The sequence below is a fragment of the Kitasatospora sp. NPDC051170 genome (assembly GCF_044455705.1).
In the GTDB taxonomy this organism is placed as follows: domain Bacteria; phylum Actinomycetota; class Actinomycetes; order Streptomycetales; family Streptomycetaceae; genus Kitasatospora.
Genome location: NZ_JBITFA010000030.1, coordinates 1 through 21202, shown reverse-complemented (window position 1 = coordinate 21202; position 21202 = coordinate 1). Strand labels below are relative to the sequence as shown.

24 protein-coding genes are annotated in these 21202 nt (G+C 72.7%); 21 read left to right on the top strand and 3 right to left on the bottom strand.

Annotated features, from left to right (window positions below):
• Window positions 1-65: 65 nt before the first annotated feature.
• From ACIBCA_RS36430 to ACIBCA_RS36340, 19 genes are all read left to right on the top strand, one after another.
• Window positions 66-644, top strand: a complete 579-nt coding sequence (locus ACIBCA_RS36430; RefSeq protein ID WP_396287470.1) for a hypothetical protein — start codon at window positions 66-68, stop codon at window positions 642-644.
• A 175-nt stretch (window positions 645-819) separates the two neighbouring features.
• Entirely contained in the window at window positions 820-1020 is a 201-nt protein-coding gene (locus ACIBCA_RS36425) for a hypothetical protein (protein WP_396287469.1), read from the top strand.
• A gap of 16 nt (window positions 1021-1036) precedes the next feature.
• A complete protein-coding gene (locus tag ACIBCA_RS36420) occupies window positions 1037-1705 on the top strand; it encodes an NUDIX domain-containing protein (RefSeq protein ID WP_396287468.1) in 669 nt (222 codons plus the stop codon).
• A gap of 184 nt (window positions 1706-1889) precedes the next feature.
• A complete protein-coding gene (locus ACIBCA_RS36415; RefSeq protein WP_396287467.1) occupies window positions 1890-2027 on the top strand; it encodes a hypothetical protein in 138 nt (45 codons plus the stop codon).
• Between the two features lie 33 nt (window positions 2028-2060).
• A complete protein-coding gene (locus ACIBCA_RS36410; protein ID WP_396287466.1) occupies window positions 2061-2615 on the top strand; it encodes a hypothetical protein in 555 nt (184 codons plus the stop codon).
• Window positions 2612-2866, top strand: coding sequence for a hypothetical protein (locus tag ACIBCA_RS36405; protein WP_396287465.1), 255 nt, complete (start codon window positions 2612-2614; stop codon window positions 2864-2866). Before ACIBCA_RS36410 ends, ACIBCA_RS36405 begins: the two co-directional genes overlap by 4 nt.
• A complete protein-coding gene (locus tag ACIBCA_RS36400; RefSeq protein ID WP_396287464.1) occupies window positions 2863-3378 on the top strand; it encodes a hypothetical protein in 516 nt (171 codons plus the stop codon). Before ACIBCA_RS36405 ends, ACIBCA_RS36400 begins: the two co-directional genes overlap by 4 nt.
• Before the next feature lie 125 nt (window positions 3379-3503).
• The gene (locus ACIBCA_RS36395; protein ID WP_396287463.1) at window positions 3504-5828 is read left to right on the top strand and encodes an FtsK/SpoIIIE domain-containing protein; all 2325 of its coding nucleotides are present in this window, start codon (window positions 3504-3506) and stop codon (window positions 5826-5828) included.
• 388 nt (window positions 5829-6216) lie between these two features.
• Window positions 6217-8970, top strand: a complete 2754-nt coding sequence (locus tag ACIBCA_RS36390) for a hypothetical protein (RefSeq protein WP_396287462.1) — start codon at window positions 6217-6219, stop codon at window positions 8968-8970.
• A 231-nt stretch (window positions 8971-9201) separates the two neighbouring features.
• The gene (locus ACIBCA_RS36385) at window positions 9202-9438 is read left to right on the top strand and encodes a hypothetical protein (protein ID WP_396287461.1); all 237 of its coding nucleotides are present in this window, start codon (window positions 9202-9204) and stop codon (window positions 9436-9438) included.
• 197 nt (window positions 9439-9635) lie between these two features.
• Window positions 9636-10013, top strand: coding sequence for a hypothetical protein (locus ACIBCA_RS36380; protein WP_396287460.1), 378 nt, complete (start codon window positions 9636-9638; stop codon window positions 10011-10013).
• A gap of 199 nt (window positions 10014-10212) precedes the next feature.
• Entirely contained in the window at window positions 10213-10611 is a 399-nt protein-coding gene (locus tag ACIBCA_RS36375) for a hypothetical protein (RefSeq protein ID WP_396287459.1), read from the top strand.
• Window positions 10612-10712: 101 nt separating this feature from the next.
• Window positions 10713-11303 (top strand): hypothetical protein, encoded by a 591-nt coding sequence (locus ACIBCA_RS36370; RefSeq protein ID WP_396287458.1) that lies wholly within the window; start codon window positions 10713-10715, stop codon window positions 11301-11303.
• 87 nt (window positions 11304-11390) lie between these two features.
• Window positions 11391-11645 carry a hypothetical protein gene (locus ACIBCA_RS36365; RefSeq protein ID WP_396287457.1) on the top strand — a complete coding sequence of 85 codons (255 nt, stop codon included), beginning with the start codon at window positions 11391-11393 and terminating at the stop codon, window positions 11643-11645.
• A 27-nt stretch (window positions 11646-11672) separates the two neighbouring features.
• On the top strand, window positions 11673-12677 hold the full coding sequence (locus ACIBCA_RS36360; protein WP_396287456.1) for a hypothetical protein: 1005 nt from the start codon (window positions 11673-11675) through the stop codon (window positions 12675-12677).
• A 98-nt stretch (window positions 12678-12775) separates the two neighbouring features.
• The gene (locus ACIBCA_RS36355) at window positions 12776-12979 is read left to right on the top strand and encodes a hypothetical protein (protein ID WP_396287455.1); all 204 of its coding nucleotides are present in this window, start codon (window positions 12776-12778) and stop codon (window positions 12977-12979) included.
• Window positions 12980-12993: 14 nt separating this feature from the next.
• The gene (locus ACIBCA_RS36350; protein WP_396287454.1) at window positions 12994-13854 is read left to right on the top strand and encodes an ASCH domain-containing protein; all 861 of its coding nucleotides are present in this window, start codon (window positions 12994-12996) and stop codon (window positions 13852-13854) included.
• Window positions 13855-14009: 155 nt separating this feature from the next.
• Window positions 14010-14243, top strand: coding sequence for a hypothetical protein (locus ACIBCA_RS36345; RefSeq protein WP_396287453.1), 234 nt, complete (start codon window positions 14010-14012; stop codon window positions 14241-14243).
• Between the two features lie 221 nt (window positions 14244-14464).
• Window positions 14465-14761 carry a hypothetical protein gene (locus ACIBCA_RS36340; protein WP_396287452.1) on the top strand — a complete coding sequence of 99 codons (297 nt, stop codon included), beginning with the start codon at window positions 14465-14467 and terminating at the stop codon, window positions 14759-14761.
• Between the two features lie 92 nt (window positions 14762-14853).
• Here the strand turns inward: ACIBCA_RS36340 and ACIBCA_RS36335 are convergent, their stop codons facing one another.
• Window positions 14854-15672 carry a hypothetical protein gene (locus ACIBCA_RS36335; RefSeq protein ID WP_396287451.1) on the bottom strand — a complete coding sequence of 273 codons (819 nt, stop codon included), beginning with the start codon at window positions 15670-15672 and terminating at the stop codon, window positions 14854-14856.
• Window positions 15673-15683: 11 nt separating this feature from the next.
• Window positions 15684-16457, bottom strand: a complete 774-nt coding sequence (locus ACIBCA_RS36330) for a ParA family protein (protein WP_396287450.1) — start codon at window positions 16455-16457, stop codon at window positions 15684-15686.
• Window positions 16458-16596: 139 nt separating this feature from the next.
• Between ACIBCA_RS36330 and ACIBCA_RS36325 the strand changes: the two genes are divergently transcribed.
• Entirely contained in the window at window positions 16597-17058 is a 462-nt protein-coding gene (locus tag ACIBCA_RS36325) for a hypothetical protein (protein ID WP_396287449.1), read from the top strand.
• Between the two features lie 160 nt (window positions 17059-17218).
• A complete protein-coding gene (locus ACIBCA_RS36320; RefSeq protein ID WP_396287448.1) occupies window positions 17219-17500 on the top strand; it encodes a hypothetical protein in 282 nt (93 codons plus the stop codon).
• Window positions 17501-18062: 562 nt separating this feature from the next.
• On the opposite strand, the gene ACIBCA_RS36315 is transcribed toward ACIBCA_RS36320, so the two are convergent.
• Complete coding sequence (locus ACIBCA_RS36315; protein ID WP_396287447.1) at window positions 18063-20615, bottom strand: Helicase associated domain protein; 2553 nt, start codon at window positions 20613-20615, stop codon at window positions 18063-18065.
• Between the last annotated feature and the right edge of the window lie 587 nt (window positions 20616-21202).

Sequence of the window (21202 nt, the reverse complement as noted above, 5' to 3'; positions counted from 1 at the left end):
GGGCCCAGCACCTGACGTACCACCAGCAGCACGCCGCTCGACCGACCAGGACCAGGAGACACCTCGTGCTCACCGCGACCCGCACCCGCCCGACCGCCGGCGCCTCCGCCCACGCCCGGCACATCGTCCGCCTCACCGGCCGGACGGTCCTGCAGGGCTGGGCCGCCCCGGCGACCGCCACCGCCGAGACGCCCCGGGACGAGCCGCAGGAGTTCGCCCTCCAGGTCGCGGACCTGACCGGCACCGACCCGCAGCTGTGGCTGACCACCGACCTGGACAGCGCCGAGACGCACCGCCGCCGGGTTGCGCAGGCCGCCGACGCCATCATCCGGACCCGCCCGCAGCCCCGAGAGACCGAGCCCGGGGACGACTTCGCCGAGGTTGAGGCGGAGATTGCTGCCGAGGCCGAGGCGGACGCCTCCCGTGCCGCTGTTGTCATCCGCTCCGACGCCCGCTCCCGGCTGCGCGAGCTCGCCCTGGCGGAGTACACCGCCGTCGAGCTCGCCGCCTTCGGCGACGACCCGCTGGACGCCTGGACCCGCCACGAGCGCGAGCAGGTCAAGACGTGGTCGCCCTGGCGGGGCGGCCCCCGCTGGAGCGAGACCCGGCGGGCCCTCTCCGGCCCCGCGCCCGTCCGGGACTAGCCGCCCGCCGCACCGCCAGCTTCACCCGTCGCCCGGACTCGGGCCCCGCCCCACCAGCCCGCCGCCCGGCCCCCCGCCGGCGGCGTGAACCGAACCACCCGGCGCGGCCGCCACGACCGCGCCCGTCCGGGAGCCGCCGGCCCCGGACACCACCACCCGTCAGGAGAACCCCTTCATGGGCACGAACCACCCCGGCACCGGCCGCATCACCGGCGCCCTCGTCCAGACCGGCGGCACCCGCACCGGCCAGGGCCCCGTCGTCAACCGCATCGAAAACACGGTGATCGTCACCGGCCTGCTCATCCAGTGCGGCGAGCCGATCAGCGTGACCGGCGACGAGGACACGGCGCCCGCCCACAGCCCCCAGCCCCGCTGAACAGGAGATCTCCCTCATGAGTGGCTACATCCCTACTGACGTCACGCCGCCCGAGCTGCGGCCGGAGGCGCTGGCCCGCCACGTGCCCGACTGGGCGGAAGCGGCGCCCTCCCCGGCAGACGTGCCCGACTGGGACCGACGCCGGGTCGCCGCGCTCGTCCCGTTCGAGTTGGACGAGCGCGGCTGGCCGGTGCACCCGCTCGGCCGCACCGGCAAGTGCGGCCGTAACCTCGGCCGCTGGGGCGAGAACGCGGCGGCGGACCCGATCGTGGTCGCGGGCACCGGCTCCCAGCGGCGAGTGCTGCTGATCACCCGTGGCGACATCGGCGTCGAGGCCATCCCGGGAGGCATGGTCGACCCCGGCGAGACGGCACCGCAGGCGCTGGTCCGTGAACTGCGCGAGGAGACCGGCGTGGACCTCACCGACCACCAGCCGGTGATCCTGGGCCGCGACCTGGTCGACGACTGGCGCCAGAGCGACCACGCGTGGGTCGCCTCCACCAGCGCGCTCTATCAGCTCCCCGCCCAGGTCACGGCGGTGGCCGCCGACGACGCCACCGACGCGACCTGGTGGCCGTTCGCCTCCCTCGTCCACCTCGACGCCGCGATCACCGCCGCCGGACGCACGCTCTACGCCGCGCACCGGCCCCTGCTCCAGGCCGCCCTGAACCACCTCGCCGACTAGCGGCACGCCGTCCGGCCGCCGACCCGCACCCGCGTCGCCGGCGGCCGGACCCACCGCCCGTACCCGTAGCCGCCCTGGACCGCCGACCCCGCGCCCCGGCCCTTCGCCGGGCGTCGGCCGTCCAGGGGAGCCACGGGCCCGCCCCGAACTCCCCTACTTGTCGCCGTCCGAAAGGACCGAGCACATGACCCCGTTCGACCAGGTCTTCTTCGCCTTCTTCGCCGCCAGCGCCGTCACGGCCCTGGGCCTGCTGCTGGCGCTCTTCGCCGAGAAGCACCTCATCCCGCCCTACCTCGACCGACAGGAGGCCGCCGATGCATGACACCGCCCCGGCCGGCGGACCGGAGGTGACGACGTGACCGTCACACCCGAGGTTCCGCCGCGCCCCGCGTACGACCCCGCCGTCCCGGAGCACACCGACCCCGCGGACCTGACCAAGCAGCACCCCGGCTACGACGGGGACGGCCTGGCCGAGCTCGCGCAGGAACTGCGCCAGGCCCGCCTCGACGCCGCCATCCCCCTCAAGGCGGACGACGCGGACCACCTGATCGACTGGGCCCGCGTCAAGCGCGCCGCCGCCGCCCTCAAGCGCGCGGTGCAGGCCTGGCCGAACCTGGCGGCCGCCGCCGTCGCGGCGGCCGGCCCGGCCTGGCTGTGGAACAGCGTCGTGGAGAAGTGCTCCACCGACGAAGCCGCCCGCGTTGCCGTGACCGTCGACCCGGGCCTGGGCCTGGGCCTGATGACGCTCATCGGCGTCCTGGTCCTGCGCTCCCGGCTGCGCGGCGTCGTGCTGCGCACCGCGCTGCGGGTGACGGCCTGGTCGATCGTCCTCGGCACTCTCGCCTACGGGCCGGCTCGCGACTGGGCCGGCGCGCTGCTGGGCTCCGTGTTCACCGGGGCCCTGCGGTGAGCGCTCTCGACATCGCCGAGCGGAGCCCGCTGTTTCAGGAGCTCGTGCTGCCGGTGACCGATTTCGGCTACGCCGGGGCGGTACTGCTCGGCGTCGGCTGCTTCGTGGCGTTCGAACTGCTCGTGCGGCTGCCCGTCCGCCACGCGGTCTCGCGCACGGTCCGCGACGCCTTCGCCCGAGCCGCTCTCATCTCCCTCTGCTGGGCGGCCCTGTCCATCTCACTCGCCTCCGCCTGGGAGTTTTCCCCGTGAAGCTCGACATCACGCACATCGTCACCCTCGCCGGCAGCGGCTTCGGCTTCCTGCTGTTCGCCGGCACCTTCGGCTTCTACTTCTTCAAGCACGGCCGCAAGTTCAAGTTCGTCACCAAGAAGAAGTTCTGGATGCCGTACGCGCTGGGCCTGGGCGTGATGGTGCTGGCCTCCTCGTGCGCCGGCGGCCTGCTCGCCCTGGTCTCCGGGTTCTTCACCGGCGCCGGCAACCAGGGCGGCACCCTGGTCAGCCGCGGCCTGACCGGCGGCGACGGCGCCGCGCCGGTGGCCCAGCACACCCAGCTCACCTACTCCGGCTCCTGGATCGCCCTGGCGGTCCTGCTGTTCGCCGGGCTCTTCCTCTGGTTCGCCAAGAAGTGGGAGGAGCGCCTGCTCATGCTTTCCGGCGCTCTGACCGGCTCGACCTGGGGCCTGTCCATCTCCCTCGGCGGCCTGGCCGCCTGGTCGGGCATCCCGCTCGCCAACTGGCTCGGTCACCTGATCATCGGCTGATCCGGCCCGTGATGGGCGCCCCGGACCCGCCCGCCCGAACCACCGGGCGAGCGGCGCCGGGACGTCCACCCCAGACCGGACCACCCCCCCATCCCTCACCCGACCCGTGGAGCCTGGAGGCCCCGTTGAGTACCGAGACCCACCCCGGCACGGCACCCGCCGAGGCCGACCCCGCAGCCACCGCCGCCCCCGACCCGCCGACCGACCCGGCCACCGGCGCCGACACGGTGCCGCAGGCCGACAACGCCGACGACGGCGAGAAGAAGCCGAACCCGATCGCCGCCTTCGCCACCGCTACCACCCGGCGCACCGGTGAGGGCGCCCTCCTGATCGGGCAATGGCTGCGGCACTGGGCCTCCACCGCAGACCAGTCGAGCGACGAGATCCGCCGCCGCATCGTGGCCGCCCAGCTCGAGGCCTACACCGAACGCCGCACCGAAGTCGAGACCGCGTTCACCAAGGAGACCAAGAGGATCGTGCGCCTGGAGGAAGAGGCCGCCGACGGCGGCCTCACCCAGGCCCAGCGCGCCCAGCTCACCTTCAGCCGCGAGACCGCGCGCCGCCTGGAGAAGACCCTCAAGGACATGCGCAAGGCGTCGTTCGTGGCGGTGCAGCCGACCGAGCGTCAGATCGCGAGGGCTCGTTCGTTCGGCCGGCTGCGCCGGGGCGGGGCGTTGATCGGAGCGGCTGGCGGGGCTGCGGCCGGCGTGGTGAACGCTCCGCCGGCGGGGATCATCGGCCTGCTCGCCGCGATGGGCTTGGCTTGGTGGACCGCCGTCCACCCGCCGCGTCTGACCCACCGCCCGGTCCCGCCGGAGCTGCTGCTGCCCGAACTCGACCCGCCCGCTAAGCCGGACACCGAGACCGGCGAGGGCGACGCCGTGGTGGACGAGGTGGTGGACCCGGCGCTGTTCTGCGCGGAGACCGACCGGCTCACCGTGGCGATGCTTTCCTCCGGGGCCATCACCGACGGGCGCGTGCGCCTGGCGGCCCCCGACGCGATCACCCGCATGGCGAACGGCTGGATGGCCAAGGTCGTCCTGCCCAAGGGCGACGGCGCGAACGCCGAGACCGTCCTACTCAAGCTCGGCAAGATCGCGGGCGAGATGAACTCCGACCGGGCCCGCTTCTTCATGGAGCCGGTCCACGCCAGTGCGGGCGGCAACGCCAAGACCATCGCCGTCGCGATGTTCGACACCGACCCGTTCCTCGAGGGCACCGCCTCGCCGCTGGTCGGCGCGACCACCGTGGACGTGTGGGCGAGAGGTATCCCGGTCGCCGTCGACGCCTTCGGGCACATCGTCCACCTGATCCTGCGCAACACCAGCCTGTCCCTGGGCGGCGCCTCCCGCTCCGGCAAGGGCGCGGCGCTGCGCGGCATCATCGGCGGCGCACTGCTGGACCTGCGAGTCAATGTCCGCCTCATCGACGGCAAGTCCCCCGGCCAGGACCGGTGGCGCAACCTGGCCGCCACGTTCATCGACGAGGTGGGCAACCGCGGTGCCGAACGAGCGCTGCGCCTGCTGGAGGCCGAGATCGAGGAGATGTCCCGCCGGGCCGAGATCCTCAAGAAGTACGGCGTCGAGGACATCAACGACCCCAAGCTGATCGACGAGCTCGGCGGCCTGGAGCTCGTGGTGATGGACGAGGTCCAGCCGTTCACCGAGAACAAGAAGCACGGCAACGCCATCAAGCAGGCCCTGGCGGCACTGGCCGCGCGGGGCCTGGCATTCGGCATCATCCTGATCCTCGCCACCCAGGTCATCACCAAGGGCGAGAGCGGTGTCATCCCGCGCCTGGTCTCCGGCAACATCAGCTGGAAATGGGCGATGCGCACGACCGACACCGTCGAGTCGAACATGGCCCTGGCCCCGGGCGCCGCGTCGGCCGGCTGGGACGCCTCCAAGCTCGACCCCGACATCAAGGGCATGGGCATCCTGTTCGCCGAGAGCGGCTACAAGCGGCTGCGCTCGCTGTGGATCGACGGCCCGGACATGCTTCGGCTGATCGCCGACGTCACCGCCGCCCGCGTCGCCGCCCGTCGGCTGCGCGGCCAGTGGGACGACCCGATCGAAGCCGCCCTGCACGCCAAGAAGTGCGGCACTCCGGCACCGGAACTGCCCGCCCAGGGCGGCGTCGTGGTGCCGACGGTCGACCTCACCAAGCCCGACCCCGCCGACACCGAGGAGCTCACCGAGGACGACTGGCAGATCCTCACCGCCACCGCGGACGCCTTCGGCGAGCAGCTCAACGTGCTGTGCCGCCAGGTCGCCGAAGCCCTCCAGGCCCAGGACGAACAGCGCTGGGCCGACACCACCGCCGCTACCGTCGGTGACACCTTCCGGCGTGCGGGTGTGTTCCGCAGGACCGTCCGTGTCACCGGCCAGCAGTCCTCCACGGGTGCCGCTCTCGAGGACATCCGCGCCCTGATCAAGGAACGCACTGCCTGACCGCGGGCCGACTACAGGGCCGACTACCCCGCCGACTACGGGGTGACTACCGGCAACTTCACCCGCCGGTAGTCACCCCACAGTCCCCCCGGAGTCGGCCCTGTAGTCGGCCGTTGACCTGCGATGTTGTCGCGTAGTCGGCGAAACGGCCCCACACCCCGCCTAAGGGCTGGAAGCGGCTCCAGGGCCGAAACCGGGCCCTGGGCCCGGTCTCGCGACTACACCCCGACTACACCGCCCCGCCGGCCTGCTGGCGGCCGTGCCCACGACCGGTCGCCACGCCCCAAGCCCCGATCGCGGACACCCCGCCGATCACGCGTCCCCAGCCTTTCCCCGCCCCAACAAATGTGACATAGAGTCACCCCTCTCGTAGAGGAGAACCGCTCCGATGAGCCCGACAAGGACCACCAACCGGCGCTCGCGCAAGGCCTCGCCCCCCAAGCCCACCACCCGCCGCCAGGCCCCGGCCACCACCCCGGAGACGGCCGCGCCGAGCCCTCCCGAGGCGCCTCGGACCGACGAGCCTGCCCTCCACGAACCCACCGCGGCACGGCCCGCCGCCGACCCGGTCCTCGCCGACGCCGCCGACCGCGCCGCCGACGTCCTGGCCCTCGCCGAGGACCAGGCGCTCGCCGTCCTGGAGCGCGTCGCCGCCACCGCCGGCCGCGACCTGGCGACCGCCGAGCAGTGGGCGGCCGAGGCCGAGCAGCTGCGCGCGGACGCCGCCGCCGAGGCCGAGACGGTCACGCAGCGGGCCGACCTGGCGGTCCGGCAGATCCTCGACATGGCCAACGACCAGGCCGACCTGATCCTCCACTACGCCCAGGAGCAGCGCGAGGAGGCCGACGCCGACGCCCACGCGGCCACCGACCGGCTGCTGGAGGAGGCCACTCAGCGGGCCGCGGAGCTGCTGGCCGAGGGCGAGCAGCGCGCCGCCGCCGTCCGCGCCCAGGCCGAGCAGGACGCCGAACGGATCATCACCGACGCCGAGGAGCAGTCCCGCCTGCTGGCGGCCGGCATCACCGCCACTGCTGAGGAGCAGGCCGCCACGCTGCTCGGGGACGCCGAGCAGCGCGCCCAGGCGATCCTCGCGGACGCGCAGGCGCAGACCACCACCCTGCTCGCCGACACCGAACAGGCCGCGGCCGCCCTCACCCAGGCCGCCGAGGAACAGGCCCAGACGGTGCGCAGCGAGGCGGTCGAACAGGCCCGGCACCGCGGCGCCCAGGCCGAGCAGCTGCTCGCCGACGCCGAGGAGAAGGCCGGCGCCCTCACCCGCGCCGGCGAGGAAGCGGCCGAGCGGATCCGGGCCCAGGCGCAGCGTGACGCCACCGAGCTGCGCGCCCAGGCGGAGCGGCACGCGGCCAAGGTCCGCGAGGACGCCACCTCACAGGCCGACACCGTGCTCGCCGACGCCCGCACCCGGGCCGAGGGGCTGCTCGCCGAGGCCCGCGAGCAGGCGGAGGAGCTGCGCCGCGGCGCGCAGGCGGATGCCGACCGGGTGCGCGGCGAGGTGCGCCGGCTGCGGGAGGATGCGGACCGGGAAGTCGACCAGGCCACCGACGCGGCCCGGGAGGTGCGGGCCAGGGCGGCGGCTGAGGCTGACCAGGTGCGCGCCCAGGCCGGGAAGGAGGCGCAGCAGCAGCGCGCCCAGGCCGTCGCTGAGGCGGCGCGGCTGCGGGGCGAGGCCGAGCAGGAGGCCGAGCAGGAGGCCGGTCGGATCCGCCGGGAGGCGGAGAAGGCGGCGGCCGCCGAGAAGGCCGAGGCCGCCAAGGCGCTGGAGAGCGCGCGGGAGCTGGAGGTCAAGGCGCAGGAGGCCAAGGACCGGGCCGACCTCGCCCACTTCTCCGCACAGCGGACCTTGCAGCAGGCCACCAGCCGCACGGCCCGGAAGCTGGAGCGTCGCCGTCTCAAGCGGGGGGCCCGGGCGGCCGAGAAGGCCGGGCGGGTGACCGTCACCAGCCGGTTCAAGGCGTTCGTGCGGGCCAACAGCGAACGGCTGCTGGTCGTCGTGCCGATCACCGCGCCGATGGCCGTTGCGTGGACCGGCCAGGCCGGCTTCGCTCACGACATCCTCGGCTGGGTCGCGCCGTTCACGATCCTGTTCGCCGCGGCGTGGGAGCTGTCCACCACGTTCACGGCGTGGATGTACCACCAGGCCCGCAAGAGCGGCGACGCCGGGACGCTGTACCGCGTCAGCACCTGGGCGTTCGCGGCGGGAGCCGCGCTGATGAACTTCTGGCACGCCTCCGGCGAGGTCGTCGGCCGCACGCTCGACCCGGCGTCCGGCCGGTGGGTGGACCAGGTGACCTACTGGCACACCACGCCGAAGGCCGTCTCGTTCGCCGCCATGTCGATTGTCGGCATCGTGCTGTGGGAGCTGTACGCCAGCCTGATCCACCGCAAGGCGCTGCGCGACGAGGGCCTGGTCGCCCGGGTGCGGCCGAGGATCGGCGCGATCCGCTGGATCCGCTACCCCGCCCACAGCTTCACTGCGTGGTCGCTGGCGATCACCGACGAGTCGCTGTCCACGGTCGAGCTCGCCTGGACGGCCGCGGCGAACCACCGCGAACTGGTTCGCCGAACCGGCCTCGGCACGGTTCGCCGGTTCGTCGCCGCCATGATCGGCGTCGGCGACTGGGTCCCGGTTCGCGGACTGCCCCGCATCCCGAACTCCAGCCTCGCCGTCGCCCTGACCGGTTCGCCGAACCCGGCCGCCGTCCCGCAGTTCGCGGTTCGCCTCACCCGCGCCGGTTCGCCGAACCACCACCCGAACCGCCCCGGCGGTTCGGCGAACCACGCGCTGCCCGCAGCGCGAACCGGCGAACCGGCCGCGCGCCGCGAACTGGAAGCCGCGAACCACAACACAGCCAACCGCGAACCGGGCGGGGCCGACCCCGAACCGCGAACCGCCACCGAGCAGACACAACCCGCGTCGGCGCAGGCCGGTTCGAACCGGCGCAGCGCCGCACAGCAGGCCGCGGCCGAGCAGGTTCAGCAGGTTCTCGAACTGATCGAGACCCACGGCTACGACACGGTCGACCTCGACTTCGTCATGAAGGCCACCGGCATGAAGAAGACCACCGCGCACCACCGCCTCGCCGACGCCCGCGAGAAGTTCGCGAACCGCGTCACAGCCTGATCGCGAACCACGAACCAGGTTCGGCGAACCGACCAGCCGGGTTCGGCGAACCGCGAACCGGTTCACCGCCCGAACCGCGAACCACACGAGACGACCCCGGGATGAACGAACCATCCCGGGGCCAGTTCGGGCACCACGTGCCCGGCGGGCCGGTCTCGTCCCCGGCCCACCCCCCATCGTCCCGCACCGCGAACCACCCACCGAACCCGTTCCCGAGAGGTAGTACTGCCCTTGTTCGCCATAGAGCGTGACGCCAAGATCGCCGCCCTGCGCCAGACCCACCACGAGCGCAGCAAGACCCTGGCCAACGTCCCCGTCGGCACCCGCTCCCACGGCCGGCTCCTCGTCGAATGCGAGGACATCAGCGACGAGATCGACCGCCTCAAGCGCTGCATCAACATCCCGCGCTCCGTCGCCATGACCGTGCCCGTGCTCCTCGCCGTCCTGGTCCTCGCCCTCGTCAGCTGACCGGCCGACCGGCCTCGCCCCCGGCCCCCGCCGCCCGCCCTGCACCCAGCTGGGCGGGCGGCGCGCACCCGGGGACAGGGGCCGGCCGCCCGGCCAACCCCACCCCTGCCCGTTCCGGTCGTCACCCCGGACCGGTCGAAAGTCACCGGGCACCGTACGCCTGCCGAAAATCACCCGCACCACTCGAAGGGAACCTGATGCACCACTTCGTCGCCCTGTCCGGCGTCGCCGCCGTTCTCCTGGTCGTCTGGACCGTCCAGCTGACCGTGCTGAGCCTCCACGTCCGCCACGCCATCCGCCACGGCGTCAACCACGCCCTCACGGAGAACTCGGAGTTCACGCTGCTGGTCGCCTGCGTCATCGCCACGCTGGTCGGCGCCATCGGCGGGGGAGTCGCCTTCGGCGCCGGCCTCCACGCCACCGCCTGGGGATGGGCCCAGGTGATCCTCGCCATCGGCACCACGGCGTCCTACCTGCTCCTGGCCTACGCCACCGACTGGAACGCGAAGACCTGGTGGGCCAAGCGAAAGACACGCAAGAGCAGCCGCGTCGGCGAAGTCGCCGAAACGGCCTGACAGCCCTACCCGGGCTCCACTCCACCTGGAGCAGGGGGCCCTTTCCCTGCCCGCACCGGCCGAAGGCCCGTGCACGGAGCGGACCGCCGCCGCCGGCCCCGGACCCCGACCGCACCCAGCGGCCGGCACCGCCGGGACCGGCGCGGCTGCCCGGTCACCCGACCCCGCAGACCCCACCCAGCAAGGAGAGATCGCCGACATGACCGACAACCTGCCCCGTCTCACCGCAGCCCCCGACCTCGCCCTGGTCACCGTGGACGGCGTCACCACCGAGATGAGCGGCTACAAGCCCCGCCAGCTCGTCCTCACCGACGACACCGGCAGCATCGACGTCACCGTCCCCTTCGGCTGCCTCGGCGGACCCGCCGTCAACGACGCCGCCACGCTCGTCGGCACCTACGCCGTCGTCGCCGGCCGCCGCGAGGACACCGGCCACGTCCTGGCCTCCGTCGTCCAGCTCGCCGAGCGCACCGCCGCCCGCGACCTGCTCATCCCCGCCACCCTCTCCGGCCTGTCCGAGAACGTCGTCCAGCTCCTCGCCACCACCACCGCCACCACGCCCCGCGCCCTGCCGCCCGGCCCCCGCACCACCAACTGACCAAGCCAGCAGCCCCCGCCGCCACCCGCCGCCCGACCACCGGGCCGCGGGTGGCGCCACACCCAGCCCCTGCCCTCTTTTCGAAAGGCACCGACCCGACCGTGCAGATCAACGACACCCGCCTCCTGGCCGCCGCCGACACCGTCGCCAAGCTGCTCACCGACCTCACCCCCGACCCCTTCGACAACCTGCTGCGCCGCGACGACGCCTACACAGTCCTGCTGGCCGCGCTCGGCCACCTCGAGGCGTCCGGCCGGCGCCGCACCAGCGTCGGCGAGCTGTACGCGATGACGCGCCTGGTCCCCAGCGGCCAGGTCCTCGGCAGCCACGACCGCCTGATGGTGCTCCTGGAGCAGGCCGCCGACCACGGCCGGATCCGCCTCGACCACGGCCAGGTCCACATCGGCGACGCGCCGACCGGCGGTGGCCCCGGCCACGTCTGGATGCGCCAGCTCACCCAGGGCGGCGCGCACGTCGAGCTGATCGGCGACCAGCCCTGGCCGCTCGGCACCCACTGCCACGACGAGACCAAGGCGTGGTGGCACTGCACCGGCTGCCGCCACGGCCTCGGACAGGCCGGCGCGATGTACGTCTACGCGGTGCGCCAGCAGGTCAGCGACCACGCCGACCAGTGCCCGTTCCTGCCCCCGCTGCCCGAGGTCTTCCCAGCGCCGGTGCGCGCGCTCGACTGACCCCGGCACGGGTCTCGGGCACCGGTGATCTGGTGCCCGGGACCCGTGCCGCCTGCCGACCGATACCAGCCCTGTGAGGAGCCCGCCTTGAACGAAGCCGATCGCCACGGCCTCCAGGCCCGTGACCCGGACCCGGAGATCGACCGCGAGTTCCAGGCCCACGCCCTGGACACACAGCAGCTCGCCGACGCCGCCCGCCACTACGCCGCCCGCCTCATCTACGGCGTGCGGCCCGAGGACGCCGACCACCTGGCCGCGCTCGCCGCGCGCCTGTCCCGCCAGGCCCACCGCATCGACGGCATGCGCGCCATCGCCCGCCGCCCCCAGCAGCCCACCACCTGAACCCCCAACCCGGAAGGACACACACCCATGGCCACCACCATCGCCGCCCACCAGCTCGCCGAGGCCCTCACCCAGGTCATGCCGCACATGGCCCACCCGGCCAGCAGCACGCCGATCCTGGCCGGCGTCCACTTCGCCAACGACGGCACCCACCTCCACGCCGTCGCCACCGACCGCCACACCCTCGCAGTCGCCCGCCGCCGGCTGCGCGACTGCGAGGACGAGTGGAACACCACCGTCGGCGCCGTGCACATCGCCTACCTGCACGCCTGGGCCGAAGCCCACCCCACCCACAGCGACACCGTCGACCTGGCCGTCGAACCCGGCCTGCTGACCGCGAGCAGCACCGCCGGCCGCATCGCCGTGCCGACCATGGACGGCGTCCACGCCCCCTGGCGGGCCCTGCTCGCCAAGCACCTCGACCACCACTGCGAGCCGGTCGACGTCTCCATGCTGGACACCCAGTACCTGGCCCGCTGGGCGCAGGCCGGCCGCCACCTGCAGATCACCCAGGCCTCGCCCGAGGCGCCGTACATCCTGGCCGGGGCCGACTTCATCGGCTTGCAGATGCCCGTGCGCCCGATCCTCCAGGAGGCGCCGAGCCGGGTCGGGCTCGCCGCCGACTGGGCCACCTCGATCGGCGGCGCGACCGGTACGGACGTCGACCTGCCGCTGCCGGCCGACGGCGACGCGGCACCCGCCATGACCGAGGACCTCCTCCGCCAGGTCCTCATCTCCGCCCAGGACCTGTACGCGGTCGTCGGCGGCGAGGACCCCGCGGCGACCGCCGCCCACGCCAGTGCCGGAGCGCATGCCTGGATGGCGCACCGCCTGCTCCAGGTCCTGCGGGTGATCGACCCGCGCACCACCGAACTCGCGCTCGCCGACATCAACGGCGAACTCGAGGCCGGGGATTTCCCGGAGCTCGCCTTCGACGACGCCGAGACCCTCGGCCATCAGCCGCAGGCGTGGGTCGACTCCTACCTCGCCGCCCGCGACAAGCGCGCCACCGTGTCCGCAGCGACGGTCTGACCACGCCTACCTCCCACGCGATTCACCGGCCCGGCCCGGCCCGGCCCGGCCCGGCACCGCATCGTGAGGCCGGGCCTCCCCCCGGCTTGGAGGCCTCGATGACCCGCGCCGCACCCGGCCCGCACCCGCACCCGCTCACCCCGGCCGACCTCCCGCCGGGCACGGCCTGGTGGAGCTCCTGCCCCGAGTGCCGCTCCCCGATCCAGGGCGGCCCGCTCGGACTGCGCGCCCACCGCCGCACCACCCACCGACCCGACCCGAACGACCGACGCATCCCCATCACCATCCGACTCGACCACTGAGGAGAACCACCCGCGTGACCGTCATCCCCCTCAACCCCGACTCCCCCGCCTCGCACGCCGTCGGCATCGACTTCGACCTCACGGTTGTCGAGCACCGAAACGGCTGGCAGGACGGCCGCATCTACGGCGACCCGATCCCCGGCGCCCTCGAAGCCGTCCGCCGGCTGATGGCGTGCCGCTCCGTTTTTTGCGTCACCGCCCGTCACCGCCGTTACCACCCCGCCGTGGCGGCCTGGTTCGTCCGCCACGGCATCCCCGCGGTCGTCGACGCAGATCCCGACCGCGCCTACTGGTTCGGCGACGGCGGCCGGCTGCTCGTCACCAACAAGAAGCTGGGCGCGGCCCTCTACATCGACGACCGCGCCCTGCACTTCACCGGCAACTGGGACACCGCCCTCCCCGAGGCCCTGCGCCGCATCGGCCAGCCGCCCGCACCGGTGGCACAGCCCGCCGCCGACGTTCCCGCCCTGACCATCCGCCAGCCGTGGCTGGCCGCGATTCTCGCCGGAGAAAAGACGGTTGAGAACCGGTCCTGGCCGACGAAGCACCGGGGCCCGGTCGTCCTGCACGCCGCCCGCGCCCTCGCCCGCGACGCCCAGGCCGACCCGCTCGTACGCGCCGTCCTCGCCCGCCCCGGCGCCCCCGCGCTGACGACCGGCGCCCTCGTCGCCACCGCCAACATCACCGACTGCCACCGCGACACCGGCTGCTGCCGACCGTGGGGACTGCCCGGCCTGTGGCACTGGACCCTCACCGACGTCCAGGCCCTCCCCGACCCGATCCCCGCCGCCGGCCGCCTCGGCCTCTGGCGCCTCGACCCCGGCCAGCACACGCTGCTCCACCGCCACCAGGCCGCCACCAGCTCCGCTCGCTGAGCGGCGGCAAGAGGCAACAGGAAACACTACAAACCCCCTTACACCAGGTCATTTCGCAAGGGAGCATGAAGCCAACGGGGAAGCGCTGAACCGGCCTCCCTCGTCCAAAGGCACCCGCTCACCCACCCAGCACACTTGACTGAGGAGTCATCACCATGGGTTTCTTCCGCCGCAGCTCCGGCTCGTCCAGCTCGTCCGACTCGACCGCGGTCTACCAGGCCGAGGTGGACGTCACCACCGCGTCCGGCAAGTCCGTCACCTACAAGGGCAGCGGCCTGGGCCCGGCCAACGCCTCCGGTGCGCACCTGCTGGACACCGTCGAAGCCGCCGCCCGCGACGCCGAGCCGGGCGGCACCGTCACCGGCTCGCGCGTGCGCAAGGCCCGGTAGCAGGCCAGAACCACCCCGGCGCCCGCGCAGCGGCCGGCATGAAGACGGCGGACCGTCCCCAGAGTAAGTGGGGGCGGTCCGCCGTTGCCATCATCCCACCCCCGCCCCTCCGGACCCGCCCGCGGCGGACGGGGTGGCCGAAACGGCGGTCTTGCCCCGATTGCCCATCTGGCCTCACCGTGCACGCAGGGCCCGCACGTGGCCCAGGTGAGGAGCCGGCCATGTCCACCAACCCGACCGCCCCGACCGCCGCCAGACCGACCACCCTCCAACTCCGCGACCGCGCCCGTACCTGGCAGGGCGTCGCCCTCGGCTGGACCGCCGTCGCGCTCCAGCGCACCGTCGCCGGTGCCGGGATCCGCCAGAAGTACAAAGCCCATCGCGACCGCGCCATCCGCGCGGCCCTGCGCAGGGGTGTCCCGCTCGACCGCCTCGCCCGGGCGGCTGGGCCTGGCCTCGAAGACCGTCCGCGCCATCAACCGGGGAGAGCGGACCGCAGAGTAGTGCCGTCCCCGTGAACAGGCCGGCACTCGCCGGTCCGGCCCGACCCGCATGCGAAGAGCCCGCCTCCCACTGGCAAGGGAGACGGGCTCTTCTGCGTTTCCAGGGGCTACGACGCGACCCCGGCAGGTGTGCCCGAGGGGATGTCCTCGATCAGCAGCGTCGCGAGCGCGGCCCGGTTCTCGGCTGTCATCTTTTCCAGCAGCAGCGCGTACACCGCGGCCGGATCGCCCCAGGCGACGTCCGGCCCGGCCGGGGTCGCAGGCTGCTGCTCCTGGCGAGGCCGCGGCGGGCGGGCGGACGGCGCGGATGCCGGCTTCGCCAGCTCCTCCCGGATGACCGCCTTCGCCGCCTTAGGGTCGAACTTCTCGCTGTCGGGCAGCGCTCTGACGGCTCGCTTCACCACGGCTGCGGTCGGCTTGCCGTCCACCTCGACCACCATGCCGAGCACGCCAGCCGCCACCTCGGGACTGTGCTTCTCGGCGACCGCGACCAGCTCCCAGACCATCGCCTGGTTGAGCTCCCTGCGCAGAGTGGCGACCTGCTGTGCGTGCTGCTCCCGGGTCGCCGTGGTTCCAATTGTAACCAAAGCGTTCGATTTAGAATCGAACACGGCTTCGGCGATTCGCCACGTCCGGATCAGCTTGTTCGCGTAGTTGCGCTTCATGCCCCAGCGGGCCTGGACGTACTCCTCGAACGTCTCGTGAGTCTCGCGGTAAAGCCGTCCGTCTCGGACAACGTGCAGCGCCTTGCCAGCGAGCCAGAACGACAGCGCGAGCGAGTCAACCGCGGCTTCGCACCGGGCCAGCATCTCCTTCTCGGCCTCGATCAGGACCGGTGAGGTGGCGATCGGCTGCGCCGGCTCCGGGAGCCGCAGCGCCAGCTCCGCCACCGAATCCGGCCGACCGGCCGCGTCCCCGGTGTTCACTCGCCGGCCCATCAGAGGGCCTGCTCGACGCAGAGGGCCAGGTCCATGAAGTCCTCCCGGGCACGCAACGCCGTGCCGCTGTCCTTGTACTCGGTCACGACCTGGCCTTCCTCGGCGGCGTGTGAGTGGATCTTGTACTTGCGGATCGGCTTGGCCATACGCGGGTAACCGCGCTCGTCGATCCAGGCCTTCACCTTGTCGAGCTGAGCTTCGCCGTCGCGGGGGTCGTGCAGGTTGATCACGACGAGGAACTTGATGTTGCGAGGCTTGAGAATGCGTTCGATGGTGAACTCGACTGGCTCCCAGCTCAGCCACTCCGGCGTGATCGGGACGATCGCCAGGTCCGCGATGTCCAGCACCTCGCGTAGCGCATCGGCCACCCGGCCGTCACCAAGCGGGTCCTCGCCCCATGCGGCGTCCGGGTCCACCTCGACGAAGCCCGGGGTATCGACCAGGACGCGGCGGCGCTTCGGCTGCGACTTGATCTTCGGAAGCTCGCCGAGCCGACCGCGCGTCACCACGTAGTCGAAGGGCAGCTTCTCCTCCGGCACCCGATCCGCCCAGCGCTCCAGCGAGCCCTGGGGGTCGATGCCAGCCGCCACCACCGGCGAGTCCTCATCCTCACCAACGGCGCCGTGGACCAGCGTGGTGCTGCGACCCAGACAGGCGGCGAGGTTGACCGTGATGGTCGACTTCCCCGAACCGCCCTTCTGCTGAATGACGATGATGACGTAGGCGCTTGACGCTGCCGCGACGTCGATGGCGGATTGCAAAGCAGGGGTCATCGAAACCTCCGTTGGCTTCCCCGTGCGGGTACTCGGACGGGCACCACCATGCCAGATAGCCCCAGCCCACAGTGGAAGCGGGGCCGAATGTGACAAAACGTCATTCACCCTGGTCACCAAGCCCTACCGTGGAAGGCTGGTGACCTCAGCGGCATACCGGCAGTACGAGGAGGACCCGGTGGGGGCGAAGGAAGCGGCGCAGCAGGTCCTGAAAGTCCTGCTCGGTCAGGACTCCCACCACGATCCGTACCTGGAGCTGCTGCGCCTGGGCGCCGCGAGCGAGGACATCGACGCCGAGGTGGTGGTCACCCTCGTCGTGCCCGGCGGGATCGTCACCGGCACGGTCGTCCCGGCCGCGGTCTGGGAGAAGAAGTTCACCCGCGAGCTGGACAACTACGACTTGCGCCGAGCCGTCGGGACCGCCCGCGACCGGATCGAGGAGAACGGGGACAAGGGCCGGCACCTTCCACCCGACCGGCGTTTCCTTCACCTGCGCAACGTCACCGTCCGAGACGGCCGCAACACCCACACCCTGCCCTTCTGGCGCGGCCCGGTCGCCGCGGTCAGCGGCTGGACGCTCGGCGAGCCCGAGAAGAGCTGACCGACCGAGGAGGAGTGCGGCACCTCACCACGCCTACCGCGCCCGCCCGGCCCCCGGGCCCGTACGGTCGATGGGGACCAGGACCACGAGCACGAAGGACCCCAGCCCGGTGGAGCAGCGCGACGAACCTCTGATGGCGACCTGCACCCGGTGCAGATCCGTGATCGAGCACACCCCGCACCGCTCCGGCGCCTGCCCCGGCTGGCCCTGCTACGCCGTTCCCCGGCCCGAGGCCGCAGCCCGCCTCCAAGCGCTTCTGCAGCCCGGCCCGGGCGGCGTCCAGCCCCACCCACGGCCGCCGGCGGAGACCGCCGACGCCCTCGCCCGGCCGACCAGGGCCCGCCGCCTCACCACCCGGCTGCGCCCCCACCGCCGTGCCGGTGCCCGGATCCCCGCCCAGGCCGTCGCCGTCCTGGTGACCGAGGCCGCGCCCGGTCGTTGAACCGGACGAGCGCACCGACCAGGGCGCGCGGCGATGCCTGCTCCACACCGCTCGGCACGTACACCCCCCACGGCGCCGGGCCCGTACGGCACCGCCTTGTCGGGGCGGCCGGCCAATACACACCGGCCGCCCCGACCGCCGACGAACTCCCGGCCGGAACAGACGCTGGCCCCGCCCGGCTCCGGCAGGGTTGCATGAACGGTGTGCTGGACAGTTGTCTGGACGGTCTGTTGAACGGTTGCACCGCCGGTTGCGCCGGAGGTTGCCGCCATTGCTCGGCGGCTGGAGGCGTCTGGGCAGGTCGGCGCCCGTGGGCAAGCGGGTCGGCCCCGACGACACCTCTTCCCACGCAACAGCCGTGGGAAGAGGCCCCGGGTATCCGCCGGCCCGGCCCGGCTACCGCCGTGCCGTAGTGCGGTGCCGGCGCCCCCAGGCGGGTCGGCTCACCGTCGGCTGCCCAGAAGCCGGAAGGCCGTCACCAGGGTGACGGCCTTCCAGTGCTTTCTCAGGGCCTCGGCAGCGTACCGCCGGGCATGGGACCCCGGCCCGAGCGGGGCCGGGCCTACCAGGCCACGCCCAGGGCTTCCAGCTGCCCGACCTGCTCGGCGGACAGCTTGTCCCGGCGGGCCTTGGTGTTGTTGAGCCAGGCCCCCAGCGACAGGCCCTCGCCGGTTTTGTACGGGCGCGGGACCCGGGCGTGGCCCTCCCGCTCGACGAACTCCGCAAGCGCCCCCAGGTGGAGCTGGAACCGGTCCGCCCGGGACAGCTTCGGCTTCGCCTCGGCCGCGGCCTTCGCGGCCACCAGCTCCTGGTCCTCCTCGAGGCCGATCGCCGACAGCAGGTCCCGCTGATCCTCGGCCAGCTCCGGCCAGCTGGCCCGCTGCGCCTTCACCCAGCGCCCGAGCTGCTCGCCCTCGAACACGGTGTCCACGGGAAGCGTGGCCCAGTCGACCTTGCCGTCGCACTCCAGCCACCACTGCCGCGCGGTGGCGTAGGTGCGCTGCCAGGTGATCGGCCAGGCCGGGCACCAGAACGGGTCGATCTCCTCCAACGCGGCCCGCCGCTCCGGCGCGAGCGCGCCCGGCTGGTCGGCCGGCACCGCCGCGGCTGCCCGCAGCTCGGAGAGCCACGTCCCGATCGCGTACCCGCCGATGGAGGCCCGCGCCGGCGCCGCCAGCGAGCCGCCGTGGCCCTTCGCCCAGACCCGCGCCCAGTCCAACCCCGCCTCGAACCGCGCGTCCGAGACGGACCAGATCATCCCGAGAGCGTCGAGCATGTCCACCCGGTGGCGCGCCAATTCCCCCGCGGCGTGCTCCGTCCGCCGGTCGGAAAGCCATTTCCCGAGCGGGAAATTCCCCTCCTCACCGACCATCGCCGAATAGGGGACATCGAGACCGCCGGTCTCCTCGAACCACCGCCGCGCGTGGTTGATCCCCTCCCGCCAGAACTGGTTCTCACCCGTCAGCACCCTCGAGGCGATGAACAGCGCGAGCACGTTCTCGTCCACCGGCGACTGGAACCGCACCGGCAGCGTGAACGCACCCGCCCCGCCCGTAGCGTCCTCGCCAGACCAGCTCTCACCAGGCCCGGAAGCAGCCTCGGCGCTGCGCCCCTTGGTTCGCCTGCCGGACTTCTGCGGCACGGCCAGGGCCTCGACCACCTTGGCGTCGTGGCTGCGCAGCGCGGTCAGGATCTTGACCAGCGGACCGTAGGAATCGGACTCCAGAATGTCCCCCGGCTCCTCTCCTGCCTTGAGGAAAACCGGCACGATCAGGCTGGCGGTCTTTCCCTCTCCGGGCTGCATGCGCAGGGCACGGCCGATGGCCTGGACGATATCCACCATGCTTCCCCGGCCCTGGAGCATGACCGAATCTGCATTCGGCATGTCGACACCCTCGCCGAGCACCTTGCAGTTGCTGAAAATCCGGTGCCTGAGTCCGTCGTCCTCCTCGCCCTTCCCGAAGTCGCCGATCAGCTCCTTACGGTAGTCGATCTCGTGCTCGCCGGAGAGCCACTGAGCCCAGAACTCCGGCGGGTATTTCTCCGGGTTCTCGAAGTGCAGCTTCTCCACGGTCTGGTTCAGCGTCTCGGAGAAATAGCGGGCCTCGATCGTGCGGTTGTGGAATGTGATGCACCGCTCCAAGCCGCGCTCCACGACGGTCTTCACCAGCCCGGCCTGGATCGCCGCGATCCGCTCGGCCGGCACCTCGTCCTCGCTGCCGTCCTCGGCCTCACCGACCCCCGGCCCCCACGGCACGCCCTGCCGTTCGGCGGCCTGGCGGTCTCCGAACGGGTCGCGCAGCTCCAGGACCACGATCTCGAACGGCGCCAGCAGCTTGCGGTCGATCGCCTCCGCCAGGCCCAGGGAGTACACGTGCGGGCCGTAGATCCGCTGGTCGTCCATGGACACCGCCAGCTCCTCCGGCAGCGGCTGGTGGGCGTCCTCGCGCCGCCGCATAGCACTGCTCGGCGGCGCCCAGATCCGCGGTGTGGCGGTCATGTAGAGCCGGCGCTCCGCGGGGATGGCGCCCTGGTCGTGCACCACCGTCCAGGTCTTCTCGACACTGCCGGAGGATCGGTGCGCCTCGTCGCAGACCATCAGTCCGAGCGGGGGCAGCAGCTCGCCCTCGCGGGCGGCCCAGTGCCCGTAGGCGTCCGCCACGGCGCCGACCGAGGCGTAGGTCGCGAAGAGCGTGGTCGGCCGGCGGTGCTTGGCCGCGTGGGACAGCCACATGCCGATCATCAGCGGGCTGGTGCTCGCCATCACCCCGTACGGCAGCTCGGAGTCGACCAGGGAGCACACCGCGTGCATGTCCCCCGCGCGGCCGGCCGCCCGCCACGAGCCGATCATCTGCACCAGCAGGTCCAGGGTCGGCACCACGACCAGGACCACGCCGCGGGGCACCAGCTTCTGCCCGGCCGCAGCCCCGACGTACGACTTGCCCGACCCGGTGGCCATCTGCACCGTCACCCGCAGCCCGTGGGACGGGACCGCCTGTCCCGGACGGGGCGTCAGGCCCCGCACGATGGCCTCCAGAGCCTCCTCCTGGTGCCCGCGCAGCGAGATGCCGGCGGCGGACTGAGCGGCCATCAGGCCCGGCTTCACGACGTTCACGAAGACGTGTCTCCCCTCACCATTCCCGGGTCCACACCACAGACCGCGCGGGAAATCCTGACAATGCCTTACTGATACATTCGACGGACAGACGCAGAAAACCAGCTGACCGGAATACGAGCCCGATGAAAGCGGCCATCCGGCAGAATATCAGAGCCCGGTCACGATTTCCGGAGAATACCCGAAACGCTGGGGTCGACACCCCCGTTCCGGCGGGTTCGCCTGACGGGACAAGACTGATACACTGGGGACCGTTGCTCACCCTGCCAGGGTAGCGCACCCCACGCCGCCGAGAGACCGAAACCCTGGTCTAGACCGCGAACTAGACCAATCCGAGAGGAGTGAAGCCGACCCGCACGCGCCCCCAGTCAGCCAACACCAGATCAGCCAAAAACCGAGCTCAACGACTTGAACAGGCATCAGCCCACCGGGACTATGGAGCGAAGCGGAGTGGTGCCGGCCCGGACGCGAAGCGCCGGGCCCACCCGGGCGAAGCCCGGGTGCGGACACGCGGAGCGGGTCCGCCGATCGCCCGAAGGGCGATCGCGAACGGAGGGCCGAAGGCCCGTAGGGACCCGCTCCGCGGG

Coding starts and splice junctions, on each gene's coding strand:
- ACIBCA_RS36425 (WP_396287469.1), top strand. CDS start 820: ATGGGCACGAACCACCCCGGCACCGGCCGCATCACCGGCGCCCTCGTC.
- ACIBCA_RS36420 (WP_396287468.1), top strand. CDS start 1,037: ATGAGTGGCTACATCCCTACTGACGTCACGCCGCCCGAGCTGCGGCCG.
- ACIBCA_RS36415 (WP_396287467.1), top strand. CDS start 1,890: ATGACCCCGTTCGACCAGGTCTTCTTCGCCTTCTTCGCCGCCAGCGCC.
- ACIBCA_RS36390 (WP_396287462.1), top strand. CDS start 6,217: ATGAGCCCGACAAGGACCACCAACCGGCGCTCGCGCAAGGCCTCGCCC.
- ACIBCA_RS36380 (WP_396287460.1), top strand. CDS start 9,636: ATGCACCACTTCGTCGCCCTGTCCGGCGTCGCCGCCGTTCTCCTGGTC.
- ACIBCA_RS36375 (WP_396287459.1), top strand. CDS start 10,213: ATGACCGACAACCTGCCCCGTCTCACCGCAGCCCCCGACCTCGCCCTG.
- ACIBCA_RS36360 (WP_396287456.1), top strand. CDS start 11,673: ATGGCCACCACCATCGCCGCCCACCAGCTCGCCGAGGCCCTCACCCAG.
- ACIBCA_RS36355 (WP_396287455.1), top strand. CDS start 12,776: ATGACCCGCGCCGCACCCGGCCCGCACCCGCACCCGCTCACCCCGGCC.
- ACIBCA_RS36345 (WP_396287453.1), top strand. CDS start 14,010: ATGGGTTTCTTCCGCCGCAGCTCCGGCTCGTCCAGCTCGTCCGACTCG.
- ACIBCA_RS36340 (WP_396287452.1), top strand. CDS start 14,465: ATGTCCACCAACCCGACCGCCCCGACCGCCGCCAGACCGACCACCCTC.
- ACIBCA_RS36330 (WP_396287450.1), bottom strand. CDS start 16,457: ATGACCCCTGCTTTGCAATCCGCCATCGACGTCGCGGCAGCGTCAAGC.